The organism is Lentilactobacillus kisonensis DSM 19906 = JCM 15041, from assembly GCF_001434135.1.
GTDB classification, from domain to species: Bacteria; Bacillota; Bacilli; order Lactobacillales; family Lactobacillaceae; genus Lentilactobacillus; species Lentilactobacillus kisonensis.
In genome coordinates this window covers 24,256-41,824 of the sequence record NZ_AZEB01000024.1, presented here as the reverse complement: position 1 = coordinate 41,824, position 17,569 = coordinate 24,256, and the positions used below count along the sequence as shown (strand labels likewise).

Below are 17,569 nucleotides of genomic sequence, written 5' to 3'. Positions count from 1 at the left end.
GGTTTTCAAATCTTCTATTTTAATCACATCATACTGGGTGACGAGCTGCTTAGTTAAATGATGCAAATAGTTACTGCGTTGATTGGCAATCTTTTCGGCGTACTTCGCCACCATCCGTTTAGCTTGCTGATAGTTTCTAAAATCGCTGAGTTCCCGGGTAACCAATTCATGATTATGCTTTTCCCAAGCCATTACCTGTTGGGCTTGTCGCCGTCTACGGGCCAATCGTTTTTCCCAATAATGTTTCTTTTGAGCCAACTGCTTGTCAAACCGGATGGTGGGGTGTTTAATCCCATCACTAGTAATCACCAAATCCGCGACTCCCAGATCAATGCCGACCTTCTTATCAGTTTTAGCCAACTGCTTGATTTCCGTATCCACCAACAAGACAGTGTAGAACTTGCCAGTAGCCGAAAACCGGATGGTGACGTTCTTAATTTTACCGGAAATTTGCCGACCGCTGAAACGCACAATGCCCAACTTAGGTAACTTGAGGTGCTGCTCATCAATCAACCGAATACCCATCCGAGATTGATAGCTCTGCTTGGGGAACTTCCGTGACTTGAATTTTGGAAAACCGTGCCGGGACTGAAAGAATCGCTGATAGGCAATAATTAGACCGTGATTGGTAGCCTGTAAACTCGTACTCTCAGCAGCTTTCAACCACGGGTATTCGGCTTTTAGTGCCGGCAACAAATTGTTTAGCGCAAAGGCATTAGGCAAAGGTGCTTGGGGATTATTCTCATGGCGTTTAATGAGCATGTTTAACATTTGGTTCCAGACAAACCGGTTGTAACCAAAATTCAGTTTGATGTGGAGTCGCTGGGTCTGATTTGGATAGATTCTTAACTTCACCCCAGTTAATACCATTGAGACGTTCCTCCTCGATAGTCAGATTGCATAATTATATTATATCATGGTGTTAACAATCTTTGGGAACTAAAGTCAACCAAATTAGGAGAGAATTTAATCCAATAATCAGTACATTTTTCAAAGCAATCCGACTGCTATAAGCCACAAAAGTTGTTGATTCATCTCGGCATTAAAATACCGAGTTTTCTTAACATCTGTTGTAATAAATGTGGGTATCTGAGCCATTCTGAAGAGAATTGTGTTAAATTGAAACTGTTTTAATGAGATATTAGGATAGCTCCTCCAGGCAGAAACCAGTAGATAAGCACCATCAACAAAAATCCCAAACCCGGGGATTCCTATTGATGGAGACTTATCCACCGGTTTCTAACCGCCTGGTTCCGCTCACTATTATTAGGACAGCTGCGCAAAGCAGAAAGCTCCACATAAGCACCTCTAACAAAAATTCCAAGCCCAGGAATTTCTGTTAGAGGAGACTTATGCTCCGCTTTCTAACCGCTTTGCTCCGCTCACTCTAAATTTTGGAGGATTACGCAATGGACAACAAGAAAATTTTTGATCGAGAAAAATCATTTCGGTTTACAGGTAAAAGCGATTTTAAAATTAAGAAAGCCGCAACGACCGCTGTTGATGAAAAATTGTCGAAGGACGATATTAAGGCTCGAATTGAAAAAAATATTGCAACTTTACAAGACTTACAGGGCAAATTGTACGCCCAAACCCATTACGGCGTGTTGGTCGTCATTCAAGGCATGGATGGTGCTGGTAAAGATAGCATGATTCGTCACATTCTAAGTGGGGTTAATCCTCAGGGCTGTGAGGTGACTAGCTTCAAACAGCCAACCAGCATTGAATTGTCACATGACTACCTCTGGCGGATCCATAGGCACATCCCAGCGCGAGGGATGATTGGTATTTTTAACCGATCATATTATGAGGACGTGCTGGTTAGCCGTGTTCATCCCCAATTGATTGTTAACGCCCATATTGGTGGGGTTACTAAGCTCAATCAAGTAGATGATCAATTTTACGAAGATCGGTTTAAAGATTTTAATTTCTTCGAGGATTATTTAACTCGAAACGGGTTCCTTGTGTTGAAGTTCTTCCTTCATATGTCGAAAGATGAACAAAAAGATCGTTTCCGTCGTCGAATTGACTTACCAGATCATAACTGGAAGTTCTCATCAGCGGATATTCAGGAACGTCGGTATTGGGATGATTACCAAAAGGCATATGAAGATGCCATTAATAACACGGCGACGAAGAAAAATCCGTGGTACGTGATTCCGTCTGATGATAAATGGTATTCAAGATTGTGTGTGTCAGATATTATCGATCAGCGAATGAAGACCTTACCGTTGAGTTATCCGGATTTGGACAAAGCGGAAAAGCAAAAGTTGGAGCAGGCACTGGAGGAATTGAAAAATAATTAGAGAGTGTGAAAACAAGCGGTTAGAAGCCGGAGCATAAGCCCCTCTCATCGAAAATTCATGGGTTTGGGATTTTTGGTGGGAGGGGCTTATGTGCAGGCTTCTGCTTGCTTTCACACATTTCAGCTAAACCGCTTAGTCAAGCAAATTCTAGAAGCTAATAGCCAGTTCTAACAGTTGTCACCAAACCAAAAAAGCAGCGGCCAAAAGGAAGACCACTCATTAACTAACAATCTATAACTAGGCGCTAAAACCGCCACTTCGCGTATAATAGAGGGTTCGGCCAACTTGATACTGGCTCATTAAAAAGCTTCCTTGATCGCCATCGAACATGGTGAAAGGCCGATGCAAATTCTTGATTGCGAGTCGATACTTGGTCGGCCCTGATTTAGCAACTTGGCGATCACCGACGCCTTTTACATGATGGGAATAGTACAAGTAACGCGTGTTGCCTTTGACGTGTGCCTTATGAATCTTAGCGCTGGCATCCGGAACTAGGTTAAAGGAGCGGTAAGTGTCTTGATTAGGATTGATTTTGGTGAATTCAACGTAACCATCTGGGGTGATCTTAACGCGGTCCGTGGAAGCGTTCCATGGACTGAATTTGACGTTGTCCCCCGGATATTTGTAAAACGGGCGGGTTGAATAGGCTGGCATGTAAGCGGGACGATTGACTTTGACGAAATATTTATTAATTGAAGCCATTTTCTTGGCGTACACAGCGGTCCATTGACGCGAGAGGGCCATTTCATTGGTCAAAACTGGTTTCATCAACGCGTAACTTAATGTATCAAAACCAAACTGAAAGATGCTTCGCGTTTTAGTCTTCGAAATTTCTAAGACGGATTTAGTGCCACTGACAATTGTATTTTTCGGGATCTTAACCACTGCTTTGTGGATGGTCTTGGTATCGTTTCGATCGCTAAATTTAACGGTGATGGAAACTGGTCGGGTTGTCTTGTAATAAGTTACCTTGCTCCAAACGTCCTCGTAGTCCTTTAGAATTTTAGCCAATTGGCTCTTAGAAATACGGTGTGGTAGTACCGCATCCGGGTCCTCAGAGTCAGCGTGGGCGGTTGCAGTTGGAATCGCGATTAGGCCGATGAATAAGGCTAGGATGACAAAAAGATGTTTAAACTTCATTATTGGTAGCTCCTCTGTTGCAATTTAACGACTTAAAGATCTATTTAACTTCTTAATAATAGCTCTATTTGTTAGATTACCATATCCGGTAACAAGCTGACGAACTTTATCGATTTTTATTTCTAATATCAAATAAGGTGCGTGACGAATTTCTCGATTCTCGTCACGCACTTTATTAACTTAGAATTCACAGATGATTTTTCGGTGGGTGGGTGCCAAGATAGAAGGACACCGCAACCCAAGCGATTCCTAGAATAATGGCTAACCACCATTGCCAACTCAACAGATTTGGTGGTGTTCCGATAGATATAATCGCGATAATGGACATAATGAACATGAATAATAATCCTATGAAGTATGGATCCTTATAGAAATTATGGTTAAATGACATGGTAACCACCTCCTAGGCGGCAACAGTTATCTTTAAGCCAACTATATTATAAATTATAATGCCAAGAAGGGATTCTGACCTATATAAGAACGCTTTCATTTCTTTTCAGAAAACCACCAAAAAAGTTATGTTACAAATACACAACTGGTAACGTTTACATAACCACTTTCCCTTGAAATCGGGGGTAAAGTGTTTAGAATGAAAATTGTAAGTGAGAGATATAAAATCATTTACATTTCTAAACCATGTTATGAGTGTTATGAGTTTGTACTAGGTTTGTTTAAGAGAGAAAGGAAGCTTTAGTATGGCAAACACTGTTCAAACGGAATGGAAAGATTCGGTTCAATCAAAGGAAGAATTCCATAAGTTTATTACAAATTACTTCCGTGATCATAAAGATTTAAGCGGGAGCTATGATGATGGCTACTACTTTGAAATCTATGATGTCCGCCTTGATAGTCGTGATGGCCTGGTCGTGACGTTAACAACCGGTTCATTCGCAGGTCAAGGATTCCCTATAAAGGATACCGAAAATATTTCAATCGAAGACTTCAGGCAATTGTTGCTAAATAAGAAGTTTGCCGACAAGAACATGTCACTGACTGACGTGTTCCACGTTGCGGCTGACTTGATTAATGTCAAGCTATAAGCTGAGTTGATTTGAGTATATCTCCCCCACATCTAATCATACTGAACTTAAATTAACATCAGGGTATCAAAAATGAACCATCATTTCGTGTAAGGCGAAATGGTGGTTCATTTTTTGTATGGAAACAGTTATTGGTTACGTTTCTTTAACATCGCGTTAATCCGTTTAAGCTTTGTGTAGCCGCCAATTCTGACTAGCGTCCAAGCGATCACATAAATAATTAAGTAAAGGATGATGAGTTCAGTCCAGAAGGTTAGACTATTCCAAATTAACCAGCCGTTCACGACCATCATGATGGTGACGAGTCCAAACGTAATGAAGAAGTGAATGACAAATGCTGTTAGAAACGAGATGCGCTCAGTTGTAAATAACCAAGAACATAGACCAGTCAAGCCGCCCATAATCATCACGCTGGCAATATTTTTTGAAGTGGGGGCCGAAGATTGTAGGCCAATTAATAGGACAATTAAATAGATAGCAGAGCCAATTTCGACACCTTCTAAAAAGAATTTTAAAGTTGTTTTGAATATCCTCATAATCGTTTATCCTCACAATCCCAACCGTTGTTCTAGTAACGAAAGATATTTTCGACTGACACTGGTTTTGACGTTTCCAGTTAGAAAAGCAGTCATCCCACCAGCAAAACTGTCCTCAAGTGACTTCAAATGATCAATGTTAATGACGGCATGCTTAGAAACTTGAACAAAATTAGGATTCTTCAATTTGTCAACGAATGCATACAGCCGGCCCTTTGTTTCAATGACCTTTTGGTTGGTATAAATCAAAAGGGTACTCCCAGAAACATCGATAAGTTCAATATCTTGTGGCTTCACTAAAATAACTTGATCCGCAGATTTAATGGGAATGATGGTTGGTGGCATCAAATCAAAATTTTTGAGGTAGGCAATTAGCTCGTCTACTTTAAGGGATTTGTCAGCCGCAGATAAGGTGATGTTAATTTCGTCGGCTGCCAGCTGTTCATTTTTCTGAAAATGAATTTTCATTCCAGTTATATCCCCTAACCCTCATTATTTTCCCAGTTCAATGGTATTCTGGTTCTTCTTAATCAATTCTGTCACGAAAATGAGCAAAATACTACCCATAAATACGCATATTAAAAATTCAGTGGTGGCTGTCATACTTAGTAGATGTGACCAATCTAATTTGATACCCATGAGTTGATTGAATCGGGCTACTTCGGTTGGTGATTGGAAGGCCGAGTGAATTTTAGCCGACATCAAAATCTGCCGATAAATTGCCGCAACGTAGGCTCCCGGGGTGAGCTTGATTAGCCATTGGGCAAATTGAGGTAAGGCACCGATCGGAAGGTAGGTACCAATTAAAAAGCCAGCGGCAGTGCCAACGATTGAGTTGATTTTGCTTAGCGTGTCAATCTTGTGGATAAACTGAATAATTAGCATGTTTAAAACCACTGATAGAAAAGCACTCAACAGGGCAACCAAAATAATTAATGGCAATTTCCCCCAGGGGATCGCCAAATTATCGGTTACGTTGAAATAGCCCAACATGATTGTGAGCATCGCCAGTTGCATGATAAAGCCAATCACGCCAGAACTAAGCATATAGCTTAGTTTGAGCTGGAATGGTGAAACGTCGGTTAAATAAAAGTCTTTAATAACGTCGTGCTCCTCGTCTTTTACCATCTGCCCCAAGGTTGCGAGGGTAGTTGTTACCGCGGTAATCGATAACGTGCCGCCAACGAGCCAAAGATCTAATAGTTGGTGGGAACCAGGAACCTGCTGCCATTCGGCAACCATGCTTTTTTTAATAAAAATAACATACAAAATAAATGAAATCATGGCACCAAGAAGTGAAAAGAAGACGCCGGATCGGTCCCGAAAATAAAGAAGCAGGTTTCGCTTATATAGTGCGTGCATCTTAACGCATCTCCCTTCCGGTTAGATTGAGGAAGGCATCATTCATGGTGCCTTGACGGTACTCGAAGCTCTTAATTTGATCGCGAAACTTTGCTAACAGGTCGATGGCTTCGGCCGTTGTCGCCGGAAAATAGACAATGCTGTCAGTCTGTTGGTCAAAGCGAGCGGCTTCTGGTAGTTTAGTGGAAATGGATGACGAACCATTCATATTGAGAGTCAGCTGATTTCTAGAATATTGACGTTTGACGTCCTCAGCAGCCCCTTTTGCAATGATACTGCCGTGATCCACAATATAAACAGCATTGGCATGGTCGGCTTCCTCCAAATAATGAGTGGTCAAAACAATCGTTAAACATTCAGTTTTTTGAAGCTCGTGGAGCAGCTGCCAAATTGCTTCTCTAGTTTGAATGTCCAAGCCAGTTGTGGGCTCATCAAGAAATAGAACGTCTGGCTGGTTGATTAAGGCTCTTGCAATATCAACCCGGCGTTTTTGACCACCAGATAGGTGACCATATTTCTGATTGATAAAGGCTGTGAGGCCAACTTGTTGAATGAGTGAATCCAGGCGGTTTTCAGCTGCCGAATGATACATGCGGTTGCGAATGATGAGATTTTCATAAACCGACAAATTATTATCGAGGATACTTTGCTGGAAGACCATGCTGATTTTGGCTCCCGGGTGATGCTCAATGATGCCGGAGGTTGGCGATAGCAACCCAGTTAACATCGAAATGGTTGTCGTTTTGCCGGCTCCGTTTGGCCCTAAAATGGCGGTTAAATTTCCTTGTTTGATTGATAAGTCAATGTGGTTAACGGCGATCTTGCTACCGAATACTTTAGTGAGCCCCTTTGCTTGAATAATCATCGTGTCCATCTCCTTTATTAATAGTAGTGAGCGGAGTCAGGCGGTTAGAAACCGGAGGGTAAGTCGCCTTGGGCGGGAATTCCCGGGTTTGGAATTTCTGGCCAGGGTGCTTACACGCAGGTTTCTGCCTGACGCAGCTGTCCTATTGGGGATAGCATAGCAAAGCTACACGATAAATCCGTCAAAAAGTCGCTAAGTGGTTAGCACAAATTGCCAAGTGGTTAAAATGCTGCAGTGAAATCGTAATGGCGTTAGGATTAACATGTGATGGGTTGTCAGGTATAATGAACTTGAGTAGCACAAACATACGTTCGCAAAAGTGAGAAGGTGGTCATTTGAAACAAGAATCGTTATTTGCCGGTAGTAGTAAAAAAAATCAACCATTAGCTTACCGGGTTCGGCCAACGACTTTAGATCAGTTTGTTGGGCAAGAACAGCTAGTCGGTAAGGGTAAAGTTCTCAGAGAAATCATCGAGAGTGATCAATTGCCGTCAATTATTTTCTGGGGGCCGCCTGGTGTTGGCAAGACGACTCTAGCTGAAATTATTGCGAAGAAGACCCAAGCCAAGTTCATTACCTTTAGCGCGGTTACCAGCGGGATTAAGGAAATCCGTGACATTATGAAGGACGCCGAAGCCAATCGGGAAATGGGCGGCAAGACGATTGTGTTTGTTGATGAAATCCACCGGTTTAATAAGGCCCAGCAAGATGCTTTCTTACCATTTGTGGAGCGCGGCAGCATTACCCTAATTGGCGCCACCACCGAAAATCCATCGTTTGAAATCAATTCAGCCCTTTTATCGAGGTGTAAGGTATTCGTTCTGCATGGCCTCAAGGTTGCCGATATTGTTCAGTTAATTCACCAGACGTTAAAGAATCCAGCCGCGTTTCCTAAGCAGCAAATTGAAATTAGTGATGCCGCGGTCAAAGCAATTGCTGAATTTGCGAATGGCGATGCTCGGGTGGCGCTTAACACATTGGAAATGGCCGTGAACAATGGTGATAAGAATGGCGATCAGGTAACTGTCTCCGCTGATAATCTTCATCAATTGATGAACACCAAGTCGTTTTTATATGATAAGCATGGTGAAGAACACTATAACCTTATCTCGGCGGTTCATAAGTCGATGCGAAATAGCGATCCGGATGCGGCGGTCTATTGGGTATCCCGGATGTTGAGTGGCGGCGAAGATCCACTTTACATTGCTCGTCGGCTAGTGCGGTTTGCGAGCGAAGATATTGGCTTGGCTGACACCAATGCGTTAAACGTTGCGATCAATGTCTTTCAGGCTTGCCAGTTTTTGGGGATGCCGGAGTGTAACGTTCATTTGACTGAAGCGGTCATTTATTTGTCGCTGGCGCCAAAGTCCAACGCAGTTTATAAGGCAGTTACCGAGGCCGAAAGTGACGTCAAGCATTCGATTAATGAACCAGTGCCGCTGCAATTAAGAAATGCGCCAACCGGATTGATGGCTGACTTGGGTTACGGCAAGGGTTATCAGTATGCCCATGAAACGAAGGACAAATTGACCACCATGCAAACGATGCCAGACTCATTGATTGGGCATACCTACTACGAACCGACCGAGCAGGGAAATGAAGTCCGTTTCAAAAAACGGTTGCAACAGATTAAACGGTGGGAACAGGTTCATCGAAATGGAGGAGAAACCAATGGCTAACTTTAAATTGATTAAGGGTGACATCACCAAAATGAAGGTGGATGCAATCGTGAATGCCGCCAACACAGCTTTGTCAGGTGGCGGTGGTGTTGACGGCGCGATTCACCGCGCTGCTGGCCCTCAGCTGGATGAAGCTTGTCGCAAGTTGAATGGCTGTCCAACTGGTGAAGCTAAGATGACCCCTGGGTTTGATTTACCAGCTAAGTATGTGATTCATACGCCCGGACCAATCTGGCATGGTGGCAGTCGAAATGAAGCCCAACTACTCCGAAATTCTTACGTGAATAGCCTGAAACGGGCGGTGGAAAATAATTGTCGTACCGTTGCCTTCCCGTCAATCAGCACGGGGGTATACGATTATCCGCTGGATCAGGCAGCTAAAATTGCGATTGGTGCGATCAAGGAATTTGATGCCCCACTTGAGGTCACGATGGTTTGCTTTGATGAGGGGACCTTTATGGCTTATGAACGGGCTTTGGATAAATTGGCATAAATGACAGCTACCATTTTAACTAAATCAATAGTATGAAAAGATTAATGTGGTATCGGGTACCGTCATTCTTTGACAGTAATGGGTTGCAAAAGTAACATTAGCTTTCCTTTATGAAGCAGCGTATAGTTGTAAATCATAATAGCTTATAAATAGATAACTAAAGTTTGACAGCTCACTTATATTTGAGGAGATAACAATGAAATATACTTTTTGCCCGACATGCGGGACAAAGCTTACCCAGCATCTGGCTGGTGATGACGGGTTAGTGCCATTTTCTCCCAGTTGTGACCGATTTTGGTTTCCAACTTTTTCTGACTGCATTATCGTTTTAGTTGCTAATGAAGAGAATGAAATTGTTTTAGCGAAGATGCCTTACTTATCGGAAAAATATTCATCACTGATTTCTGGGTACATGCAGGTTGGTGAAACTGCCGAACAGGCAACTTCTCGTGAAATTAAAGAGGAGCTAGGCGTTTCTAAAGTCCATAATCTTCACTATGCGGGAACTTACTGGTTTAACAAAACTGAGACGTTGATGCATGGATTCATTGGTTATATTAAGAAACAGGATCTCATTCTTTCAACTGAACTTGAGTCCGCAAAGTGGATTCCGGTAGCAGATGTGCCAAAGTATCTATTTCCAGAAAGTCCCGATAATGCGGCATTTGCTGTTTATAGAAGATTTCTAGAAGAGATTAAAGCAGTTCATTAGAAGTTGGTTGATAATTCTGAAATAAAGAGTTGGTTATTTCATGGTTGTCATTAATTTAAAAGGTTACCCTCTCAGCTTAAAATATAAGTCCCGTAAAATTAGTGATTAGATTTGCTAATTTTACGGGACTTTTGCAAATTAATACTATTAATACTATTTTATTGTAAGAGACTCAGAGTGGTTTTTACCAACTGAGGGAAAGCTGAGTTAGAAGTTAGCCTTGGTGGCCGAACCAAAAATTTAATTACGGACAGTGAACATTTTTTGGCTTGCTTTTTTAGACGCTCATTGACAATAAATAAGAGGACGATTAGAATTTTATTAATGTATTTAACAGTATCATGTTAGGTAGTGCTATATTAACAATCTATACATAGGACAGCTACATCAGGCAGAAACTGAAACATAAGCACCTCTGCCAAGAATCCCCAAAAACCAGGGATTTCTGCCAGAGGAGACTTATATTCCAGTTTCTAACCGCTTTTGTTCTGCTCACTTACATAGGACAGCTGTGCAAAGCAGAAAGCTGCACCTAAGCCACTCCGTTCAAAAATCCAAGCCCAGGATTTCTGAACGGAGTAACTTAGGCTCCGCTTTCTAACCGCTTTGCTTCGCTCACTTACAAATAGGAGGGATTCAATTGAACAATGAATTAAATGTCCCTAGTGCGGCAAAAGAAACGTTGCCCACTGTTTTTGGTTATATCGGCATTGGTGTTGCTTTTGGAATTGTTGGGAAGGCTGCTGGTCTGAGTCCACTCTTAGTGACATTGATGTCAATTATTACATATGCTGGTTCTGCGCAGTTTGTGATCGTGAGCATGTTAGTGACTCACAGTCCCATGTTATCAATCGTTCTTTCGGTCTTCTTGGTCAACTCTAGAATGATTCTGATGAGTACGACGTTAGCCCCTTATTTTAAAAAGGAAAGCCTCCTTAAAAACGTGTTGGTTGGGACGCTACTGACCGACGAAAGCTTTGCGTTGGGGATGAACAAATTAAACTATACCGACAATCGATTGAACTTCAGTTGGTTCAACACAGCCAATATCATCGCGTATGCGACTTGGATTATCTCATCATTAGTTGGCGCAGTGCTTGGGAACTTCATTAGTAATCCAGAGAAATTTGGATTGGATTTTGCTTTGATTGCCATGTTTATTGGGTTACTTTACCTGCAATTAATTAGTGACAAGTCAATCAACTTTAACCTCCAGTTAATTGTTGTCGGGTTTGTGCTAGTTGCGATTTATCTTGGGTTGATTTTTATCCCAAGTAGCTTGTTAATTCTTTTGGTTACCTTGGTAGCCTGCACGTTTGGGGTGGTGATGAAGCATGTCTTCTTTTAATTTTGTTCTGTTAACGATCGTTGGGACGGGGGTCGTTACTTGGTTATCCCGGATTCTGCCGTTCGTCATCTTGAAAAAATTCAAATTATCTCCGGGCGTTGTCCAATTCCTAAGCTTTGTGCCAATCGCTATCATGTCAGCTCTTTGGTTTGAAAACCTGTTTATTCAACACATCGGTCATTTGCCATCAATTGATTGGGGCAACTTGTTAGCTTCCATTCCCAGCATCATTAGCGCAGTGATTTGGAAAAACTTATTGGTAATTGTGATTGTTGGCGTTATTTCACTAGGGTGTCTGCGATTGTTTTTCGGGATGTAGCCTTATTTAGTAAGCCAAGCTTTGGCGGTGATAGGTGCCGAAAAGAGTGAGGTGGCGGTCATAGATATCCCAAGATTCTTCTAAGTTGTCGCTAGTAGCTGTCATTTATAGACCACTTCCTTTATTTGATGTGGTTAATATTGTAATATACTATCGGAACTAGGAGATGATGATTCTGCTAAAATTAGCGAAAATGTCTCAATCAGATTTTGAGAAGTATTGGCAAACGGCCGTGGTTGACTATGCAAATGAGAAGGTTAAGGCAGGGGCATGGCCCACTGATCATGCTAAAGACAACGCAAAGCAAGAATTCGAGAAGCTTGTCCCAGATGGCTTGGCGACTCCCGGTCATTATTTCTATGATATCGTTGCCAGTAATACAAAAGTGGGCACTGTCTGGCTAGCAGAACGCAGTGCCGATTCTAAGGAAGCTTTTCTCTACGACATTCAAATTTCACCCGCATATCAAGGCCAGGGATTCGGTACCAAGACGCTTCAGTTAATCGACGAAGAGGCAGCTCACTTAGGTTTCAAAAAAATTGCCCTGCATGCGTTTGGCAATAATAAAAGGGCAATTCATGTTTATGAAAAAGATGGGTTTGAGATAACGGATGTGTGGATGGCAAAAAAAGTGAGTGAAATAAAATAGTAAGCGAAGCAAAACAAAGCGGTTAGAATGTGAGCAGAAAAGGCTCATGTGCAAGTCGCTGCTTTGGGGAATAGTCTTAATCAATGCAAGGGATAACGCAAAAACGGGAAACTTGGAGATTAGGTCTACCGATAAAACTGAAGGAACCGATGATGAACGCTAACTGTTCATCATCGGTTCCTTTGGTTTAAGTAGGAAGTGGGAAGCAAAGTATCAGAACTAACAAGGTCTTTAGCCACGCTCCCGGCCTTCCTGAAACGATTCCCAACCTTCACTAGCAATAAAGTAAACTAAGATGAGCGCTGCAATTGAGTCTGCCCACCACCAATTAAATAGGGCAGTTAACAGGGCACCAATTAGAACCGTACCAGCCATGTAGGCACAAGTAATGTTACACATCCCGTCTTCTGTTAGCGCGTCAGAATGAAGTGATTTGCCTAGCGCCCGTTTTCTGATCGTTAATACTGGCATTAAAATAACCGACGCAATTGCGATTGCCATCCCAGAAAGACTACTATCGGCAGCTTGATGGGTAACAAGGTTATATAATGAAACGCCGGTAACGTAAAGAGCGAGCAGCAACAGAACGCTACCGACGATCAAGGATGACTTTTGCTCAGCACGATTAATTTCAGCCGCAGGAGCACCACCGGCTTGTTTTTTAAGCCGCCAAATCAGCGTACTACCAGAAATGATTTCCAAAAAGCTATCCAGTCCAAAGGCAATTAATAAGATTGAGCCAGCCTTGATTCCTGAATATAGACCAACCATAAATTCGAAGGCCATCCAGGTAGTCGAAAAGTATTCGGTTCGTAACCCACGATTGACGAGTGGTGTTAGTTGGCGATTATTGTCCATGCTTTTTCCCCCTAATGACGTGGTCCGCGTGTTCTAGCATCTCGTTAATGACGTCTAAAATATGGGGATCATCTAGTTGATAATAATTGGCTTTACCAACTCGTTTAGCCGTGACGAGTTGGTGCTTTCTGAGTAAGGCAAGTTGATGAGAAACAACGGACTGTTCGACACCCAGTAATTCGCTCAATTCGGTCACGTTTAATTCTTGCTGTTCAAGAACGTTGAGCATTTGCAGCCGAATGGGGTTACTGAGCAATTTGAAAATCCGTTCTGATTCATAAAGGTGATTCGCATCGATCAAAGTTGGTTGAATTGAAGGATCAGAATTGTTGGTCATGTATGTCACTTCTTTCATATGAAAACAATAACATATGTCGAGACAATAGTATAGCTTTTGATGAACACATTCCAAAGCCTCTGATTGTCGCTAGCCATGATAAAAAGGTATCATAGGTGATAAGAAATTATTGTCGTTATTAGCTTGGAGGTAGCCACTATCGAAACCATTACCTGTGCCGAAACTTATGCGATTCACGAAAGCTATATTTTTCCTGCCGATTTAAATAATGGCGGGATTCAATTTGGCGGCAAGACTTTAGAAATTTTAGATGCTAATGCGGGATTGGCAGCCGCCAAATTCATTCCGGCTGACTTGTCATTTGTAACTGCGGGCTATGATCACGTTCAATTTGTAAGCCCAGCAACCCCGGCGGACATTCTGAAGTGCACGTCGTATGTGACTGGCACCCATAAGCGTGCGGTTGAGGTGTTCACGAAGTTTGCCACTTTTAATAAGGACACAAAGATAATCAAACCAGCGTTTATTGCCTTTTGTACGTTAATTGTGACCGATGAGCTTCAGAAAATTCAGTTTCCAAAGCTTATTGCCCAAAGTGATGAAGAAAAATTTGTTTGTGGCGGTTATGAGAATCGGTTGGCAAAAAGAGAAACCGACCTTTTGGATAATAAGAAGATCCTGAGTCATTTAAACTAACAGACCTTATGAATGTTTAATCATAATTAAAATGGTAGACTTAAAGTGAAAATATCACTTTGGAGGTGTTGGTTATGTATGAAAAAATCTTAGTCCCAGTTGATGGTAGTGATAGTTCAAAGCGTGCAGTTGAAGAGGCAATAACCTTAGCTAAGCAGTTTGGCTCCACGCTGCAGATCGTTTCGGTAGCCAGTGATCAGCGGTACGTTCAATATGGTGTTACTTTAGGTCAAGACGTCATGGAATCATTCCGTGAACGTGGTCAAGAGATTTTGGATGACGCGGAAGAACAAGCGAAGAAGGCAGGAATCAAGGTTGAAACCCACTTTGTAGTTGGGGTTCCTAAGGTTCAGATTGCCAAGCAACTCCCAGAAAAGTACGGTGCTTCTCTGATTGTGATGGGTAAATCAGGTGTAAACGGCATTTCAAGAGCAATTCTAGGATCAACAACAGCCTACGTGGTTCGTCACTCGGAGGTTAATGTGATGGTGAGTCAGTAAGAGGCCAGAGTGCGGAACCAGGCGGTTAGAAGCTGGAGCATAAGTCTCCTTTAACAGAAATCCCCGGTTCTGGGATTTTTGTTAAAGGTGCTTATGCGCAAGCTTCTGCCTGGTGCAGCACGTTTCTGCAATGTTGACAAGAAATCAGAAATCCCGGGCTTGGATTTTTGAACGGAGTAGCTTAGGTGCAGCTTTCTGCTTGGTGCAGCACGTTTCTGCTGTGTTGACAAGAAATCAGAAATCCTGGGTTTGGATTTTTGAACGGAGAAGGCTTATGCGCAAGCTTCTGCCTGGTGCAGCACGTTTCCACAATGTTGAAAAGAAATCCTGGGCTTGGATTCCTACTTTATGGAATGGCCTTAATCCACGTGAGAATAGAACGGCTGCAATGTAGTTTGGCGTTGCATGGCTCATCAAGTTAAAAAATGAAATAACATAAAGTTTTAGAGTGGCTTTATCCTGGTATTTTCTCAAAGGCTAAGGCCATTTCTTCTTTCTAAGTAATTATCCGTAAACAATATAGTTTGCGGTTTTTTTAATTTATAATGATTATCCGTTAACGACTTGCCGCAAATGTTACAATGACAATAAATTGATTCGAAAAGATGGCTGATATGAGGAATAAGTTAGTAAGTAAGATGACTTGGATTCAGGTATTGATTGTAGTGGGTTTTTGTTTTTTAGCCGCTTTTTTATTTAACCATAATGATGCCTTATACTCTCAACCCATTTTTCAAGTAGATCAGGTAACCACTGGTAAAACCAGTAAAATGACCGATGAATTTCAAAACGTTGATCACTATCATCAACAGACCCTTTATGGGAAGATTACGAATGGGAAATACGCGGGGCACAAGTTAGTAATTAGTAATTCTTATTCTGATTCGCATGCAATGGATCATCATTACTTAAAGGGCCAAAAACTCTTCATCACGTTACATACCAGTCCCAAACTTCATGCGACCGTCAAAGACCTTAAACGGGACGCACCGATTGCCTTTTTATTTGCGTTGGCGATTAGCTTACTCTTTGTCATTCTCAAGTGGAAAGGGGTTACGGTGATTGCCAGCATTGTCATTAATACAATCCTGTTTTGGATTGCAATTATGATTGACCACAACAACGACGGGGCAGCCGTGATTTTGATCTTTAGTATTTTGGCGGTTATCTTTTGTTTTGTGACCTTACTCTTGGTCATGGGGTGGCGTAAAAAAATGCTAATCACATTATCGGCAGTACTGGTGGCAACGGCAGCGACGATTCTGATTACCCTGTTGGTATTTAATGTTACCCACGAAAAGGGTGTCTATTATGAATCGATGCAATACGTTACTCAGCTGCCTAAACCACTATTTATTGCCGAGGTTTTGATTGGGGTGCTCGGAGCGGTTATGGATGAGGCGACTGATATTATTGCCTCATTAGCAACATTGAAGGCAGAGAAACCAGAACTTTCACATATGCAAGTGTTTAATTCAGGTCGTCAAATTGGTAAAGCTATTATGGGGCCGCTGATTAACGTTCTGTTCTTTATTTTTATGGCGGAAACCTTGCCGATGACGTTACTATATTTGAAAAACGGGAATACTTGGCAATATTCATTTTCGATGAACATGTCGTTAGGAATGACTTCCAGCTTGATTAGTGGGATTGGGATTGTCCTGACGGTTATTCTATCCAGCTTGTTTGCTGGGTTATGGATCAAAGGGGATGAGCACTGATGGGATCAATTACGGCACTTGGCATTGTCCTACTACTCCTGATGATTGTGGTTGGTGGCAAGCAAGGAATCACATCGTTTCTAAGTATGGTGGTTAATTTTGGTATTCTATTTTTTTCAATTGTTCTAATTGCCTTTCATATGCCGCCAATTATTGTGACCGTTGTTGCCAGCGTAATTCTTCTGTCGATTACGATCTTTTGGAGTAGTGCTAGTGATAACGCATCCACCACAGCATTCCAAGCCGCTTGCATTATTCTAATCTTGTTAGTGGCGATTATTATTCCGCTTGAATATTGGGCGCAGGTCGGTGGCTTTGGTCTTGAAGATAGTGAGGAACTTGAAGGGCTGTCGATATACGTGGGGATTGATTTCACCAAGATTGCCATTGCAACGGCAATCTTGAGTTCCCTGGGCGCAATTGCGGAAGCGGCGATTGCGATTGCATCGGGACTTGACGAAATCATTACGCAGCACGATAAAATCAGGAGTGAAGCATTATTTGCGGACGGTGTCTTTATTGGTAAACAAATTATTGGAACGGCCGTTAATACGTTGTTCTTTGGTTTCTTTGGTAGTTCAATGGCACTGTTTATCTGGTTTTATGGATTAAACTATTCATTTGGTGAAATTTTAAATGACAAAGTGTTTGCGGCGGAATTAATTGCGATTATTATTTCGCTGATTGGGGTCGTGTTGACGATCCCGATTACGACTTGGATGATGAGTTTGAGGTTGAAGAAGCTGCAAACTAAGAAAGAAAGTAAATAAAAAAGATTGCTGGCATTGAGTTGTCGGCAATCTTTTTTTGATAGTATGGTAGAAATATGCTGGATTAGGTGGGAATTTGCTGAGTAACTTTGGTAATATTTAGCGCTATCTTTTGTGGTGTACTCCATTGCATAGATTAGGACCGCTCCGCAAAGCAGAAGTCTGCACCTAAGCTAACTCAATCAAAAATCCCAAGCCCGGGGATTTCTATTGGCAACATTGCAGAAACGTGCTCCACCAAGCAGAGACTTGCACCTAAGCCTTCTCCGCCAAAAAT

Annotated in this window: 21 protein-coding genes; 12 read left to right on the top strand and 9 right to left on the bottom strand. The window is 42.1% G+C overall.

From position 1 onward, the window contains the following. A partial coding sequence (locus FC98_RS10885; RefSeq protein WP_056949558.1) for an RNA-guided endonuclease TnpB family protein occupies positions 1-870 on the bottom strand: 870 nt, incomplete at its 3' end. Positions 871-1,409: 539 nt separating this feature from the next. Here FC98_RS10885 and FC98_RS10875 point away from each other — a divergent pair. Further along, entirely contained in the window at positions 1,410-2,306 is an 897-nt protein-coding gene (locus FC98_RS10875) for a polyphosphate kinase 2 family protein (RefSeq protein WP_056949557.1), read from the top strand. Between the two features lie 237 nt (positions 2,307-2,543). On the opposite strand, the gene FC98_RS10870 is transcribed toward FC98_RS10875, so the two are convergent. Continuing rightward, the gene (locus tag FC98_RS10870; RefSeq protein WP_008857109.1) at positions 2,544-3,446 is read right to left on the bottom strand and encodes a hypothetical protein; all 903 of its coding nucleotides are present in this window, start codon (positions 3,444-3,446) and stop codon (positions 2,544-2,546) included. Between the two features lie 187 nt (positions 3,447-3,633). Further along, positions 3,634-3,837: a hypothetical protein gene (locus FC98_RS10865; RefSeq protein ID WP_040471617.1), complete on the bottom strand. Its 204-nt coding sequence runs from the start codon at positions 3,835-3,837 to the stop codon at positions 3,634-3,636. 304 nt (positions 3,838-4,141) lie between these two features. Between FC98_RS10865 and FC98_RS10860 the strand changes: the two genes are divergently transcribed. Continuing rightward, positions 4,142-4,486, top strand: coding sequence for a hypothetical protein (locus tag FC98_RS10860; protein WP_008857108.1), 345 nt, complete (start codon positions 4,142-4,144; stop codon positions 4,484-4,486). Positions 4,487-4,614: 128 nt separating this feature from the next. Here FC98_RS10860 and FC98_RS10855 read toward each other — a convergent pair whose 3' ends face one another. Genes FC98_RS10855 through FC98_RS10840 form a run of 4 tightly spaced genes read right to left on the bottom strand, consistent with a single transcriptional unit; the run spans position 4,615 to position 7,249 of the window. Then, positions 4,615-5,022, bottom strand: a complete 408-nt coding sequence (locus tag FC98_RS10855; RefSeq protein ID WP_008857107.1) for a DUF3021 family protein — start codon at positions 5,020-5,022, stop codon at positions 4,615-4,617. A gap of 12 nt (positions 5,023-5,034) precedes the next feature. After that, a complete protein-coding gene (locus FC98_RS10850) occupies positions 5,035-5,490 on the bottom strand; it encodes a LytTR family DNA-binding domain-containing protein (RefSeq protein WP_008857106.1) in 456 nt (151 codons plus the stop codon). Positions 5,491-5,514: 24 nt separating this feature from the next. After that, positions 5,515-6,384 carry an ABC transporter permease gene (locus FC98_RS10845; RefSeq protein WP_008857105.1) on the bottom strand — a complete coding sequence of 290 codons (870 nt, stop codon included), beginning with the start codon at positions 6,382-6,384 and terminating at the stop codon, positions 5,515-5,517. 1 nt (position 6,385) lies between these two features. Continuing rightward, positions 6,386-7,249, bottom strand: a complete 864-nt coding sequence (locus FC98_RS10840; RefSeq protein WP_040471615.1) for an ABC transporter ATP-binding protein — start codon at positions 7,247-7,249, stop codon at positions 6,386-6,388. A 335-nt stretch (positions 7,250-7,584) separates the two neighbouring features. Here FC98_RS10840 and FC98_RS10835 point away from each other — a divergent pair, with 335 nt between their 5' ends. From FC98_RS10835 to FC98_RS10810, 6 genes are all read left to right on the top strand, one after another. Continuing rightward, on the top strand, positions 7,585-8,928 hold the full coding sequence (locus FC98_RS10835; protein WP_008857103.1) for a replication-associated recombination protein A: 1,344 nt from the start codon (positions 7,585-7,587) through the stop codon (positions 8,926-8,928). Beyond that, the gene (locus FC98_RS10830) at positions 8,921-9,421 is read left to right on the top strand and encodes an O-acetyl-ADP-ribose deacetylase (protein ID WP_040471613.1); all 501 of its coding nucleotides are present in this window, start codon (positions 8,921-8,923) and stop codon (positions 9,419-9,421) included. The genes FC98_RS10835 and FC98_RS10830 overlap by 8 nt, the downstream gene beginning before the upstream one ends. A 196-nt stretch (positions 9,422-9,617) precedes the next feature. Next, positions 9,618-10,133, top strand: coding sequence for an NAD(+) diphosphatase (locus FC98_RS10825; protein WP_008857101.1), 516 nt, complete (start codon positions 9,618-9,620; stop codon positions 10,131-10,133). A 640-nt stretch (positions 10,134-10,773) separates the two neighbouring features. Beyond that, positions 10,774-11,481: an AzlC family ABC transporter permease gene (locus FC98_RS10820; RefSeq protein ID WP_008857100.1), complete on the top strand. Its 708-nt coding sequence runs from the start codon at positions 10,774-10,776 to the stop codon at positions 11,479-11,481. After that, the gene (locus FC98_RS10815; protein WP_054654430.1) at positions 11,468-11,800 is read left to right on the top strand and encodes an AzlD domain-containing protein; all 333 of its coding nucleotides are present in this window, start codon (positions 11,468-11,470) and stop codon (positions 11,798-11,800) included. Before FC98_RS10820 ends, FC98_RS10815 begins: the two co-directional genes overlap by 14 nt. A 166-nt stretch (positions 11,801-11,966) precedes the next feature. Next, positions 11,967-12,449, top strand: a complete 483-nt coding sequence (locus tag FC98_RS10810) for a GNAT family N-acetyltransferase (protein WP_008857098.1) — start codon at positions 11,967-11,969, stop codon at positions 12,447-12,449. A gap of 231 nt (positions 12,450-12,680) precedes the next feature. Here the strand turns inward: FC98_RS10810 and FC98_RS10805 are convergent, their stop codons facing one another. Together FC98_RS10805 and FC98_RS10800 are read right to left on the bottom strand one after the other, a co-directional pair. Beyond that, complete coding sequence (locus FC98_RS10805) at positions 12,681-13,307, bottom strand: cation efflux transmembrane domain-containing protein (RefSeq protein WP_008857097.1); 627 nt, start codon at positions 13,305-13,307, stop codon at positions 12,681-12,683. Further along, positions 13,297-13,644 carry an ArsR/SmtB family transcription factor gene (locus FC98_RS10800; RefSeq protein WP_054654434.1) on the bottom strand — a complete coding sequence of 116 codons (348 nt, stop codon included), beginning with the start codon at positions 13,642-13,644 and terminating at the stop codon, positions 13,297-13,299. The genes FC98_RS10805 and FC98_RS10800 overlap by 11 nt, the downstream gene beginning before the upstream one ends. Positions 13,645-13,788: 144 nt before the next feature. Here FC98_RS10800 and FC98_RS10795 point away from each other — a divergent pair, with 144 nt between their 5' ends. The 4 genes from FC98_RS10795 to FC98_RS10780 all read left to right on the top strand — a co-directional run bounded on the left by FC98_RS10795 (position 13,789) and on the right by FC98_RS10780 (position 17,292). After that, entirely contained in the window at positions 13,789-14,301 is a 513-nt protein-coding gene (locus FC98_RS10795; RefSeq protein WP_191982005.1) for an acyl-CoA thioesterase, read from the top strand. 74 nt (positions 14,302-14,375) lie between these two features. Then, complete coding sequence (locus FC98_RS10790; RefSeq protein WP_008857094.1) at positions 14,376-14,801, top strand: universal stress protein; 426 nt, start codon at positions 14,376-14,378, stop codon at positions 14,799-14,801. Between the two features lie 605 nt (positions 14,802-15,406). Beyond that, positions 15,407-16,522 (top strand): YibE/F family protein, encoded by a 1,116-nt coding sequence (locus tag FC98_RS10785; RefSeq protein WP_056949556.1) that lies wholly within the window; start codon positions 15,407-15,409, stop codon positions 16,520-16,522. Then, positions 16,522-17,292 (top strand): YibE/F family protein, encoded by a 771-nt coding sequence (locus FC98_RS10780; protein ID WP_040471716.1) that lies wholly within the window; start codon positions 16,522-16,524, stop codon positions 17,290-17,292. The genes FC98_RS10785 and FC98_RS10780 overlap by 1 nt, the downstream gene beginning before the upstream one ends. The last annotated feature ends 277 nt before the right edge of the window (positions 17,293-17,569 follow it).

Bases quoted from the DNA above. Each gene is read 5' to 3' on its own strand.
- FC98_RS10875 (WP_056949557.1), top strand. From the start codon at position 1,410: ATGGACAACAAGAAAATTTTTGATCGAGAAAAATCATTTCGGTTTACA.
- FC98_RS10870 (WP_008857109.1), bottom strand. From the start codon at position 3,446: ATGAAGTTTAAACATCTTTTTGTCATCCTAGCCTTATTCATCGGCCTA.
- FC98_RS10865 (WP_040471617.1), bottom strand. From the start codon at position 3,837: ATGTCATTTAACCATAATTTCTATAAGGATCCATACTTCATAGGATTA.
- FC98_RS10860 (WP_008857108.1), top strand. From the start codon at position 4,142: ATGGCAAACACTGTTCAAACGGAATGGAAAGATTCGGTTCAATCAAAG.
- FC98_RS10855 (WP_008857107.1), bottom strand. From the start codon at position 5,022: ATGAGGATATTCAAAACAACTTTAAAATTCTTTTTAGAAGGTGTCGAA.
- FC98_RS10850 (WP_008857106.1), bottom strand. From the start codon at position 5,490: ATGAAAATTCATTTTCAGAAAAATGAACAGCTGGCAGCCGACGAAATT.
- FC98_RS10845 (WP_008857105.1), bottom strand. From the start codon at position 6,384: ATGCACGCACTATATAAGCGAAACCTGCTTCTTTATTTTCGGGACCGA.
- FC98_RS10840 (WP_040471615.1), bottom strand. From the start codon at position 7,249: ATGATTATTCAAGCAAAGGGGCTCACTAAAGTATTCGGTAGCAAGATC.
- FC98_RS10830 (WP_040471613.1), top strand. From the start codon at position 8,921: ATGGCTAACTTTAAATTGATTAAGGGTGACATCACCAAAATGAAGGTG.
- FC98_RS10825 (WP_008857101.1), top strand. From the start codon at position 9,618: ATGAAATATACTTTTTGCCCGACATGCGGGACAAAGCTTACCCAGCAT.
- FC98_RS10815 (WP_054654430.1), top strand. From the start codon at position 11,468: ATGTCTTCTTTTAATTTTGTTCTGTTAACGATCGTTGGGACGGGGGTC.
- FC98_RS10810 (WP_008857098.1), top strand. From the start codon at position 11,967: ATGATGATTCTGCTAAAATTAGCGAAAATGTCTCAATCAGATTTTGAG.
- FC98_RS10805 (WP_008857097.1), bottom strand. From the start codon at position 13,307: ATGGACAATAATCGCCAACTAACACCACTCGTCAATCGTGGGTTACGA.
- FC98_RS10800 (WP_054654434.1), bottom strand. From the start codon at position 13,644: ATGACCAACAATTCTGATCCTTCAATTCAACCAACTTTGATCGATGCG.
- FC98_RS10790 (WP_008857094.1), top strand. From the start codon at position 14,376: ATGTATGAAAAAATCTTAGTCCCAGTTGATGGTAGTGATAGTTCAAAG.
- FC98_RS10785 (WP_056949556.1), top strand. From the start codon at position 15,407: ATGGCTGATATGAGGAATAAGTTAGTAAGTAAGATGACTTGGATTCAG.
- FC98_RS10780 (WP_040471716.1), top strand. From the start codon at position 16,522: ATGGGATCAATTACGGCACTTGGCATTGTCCTACTACTCCTGATGATT.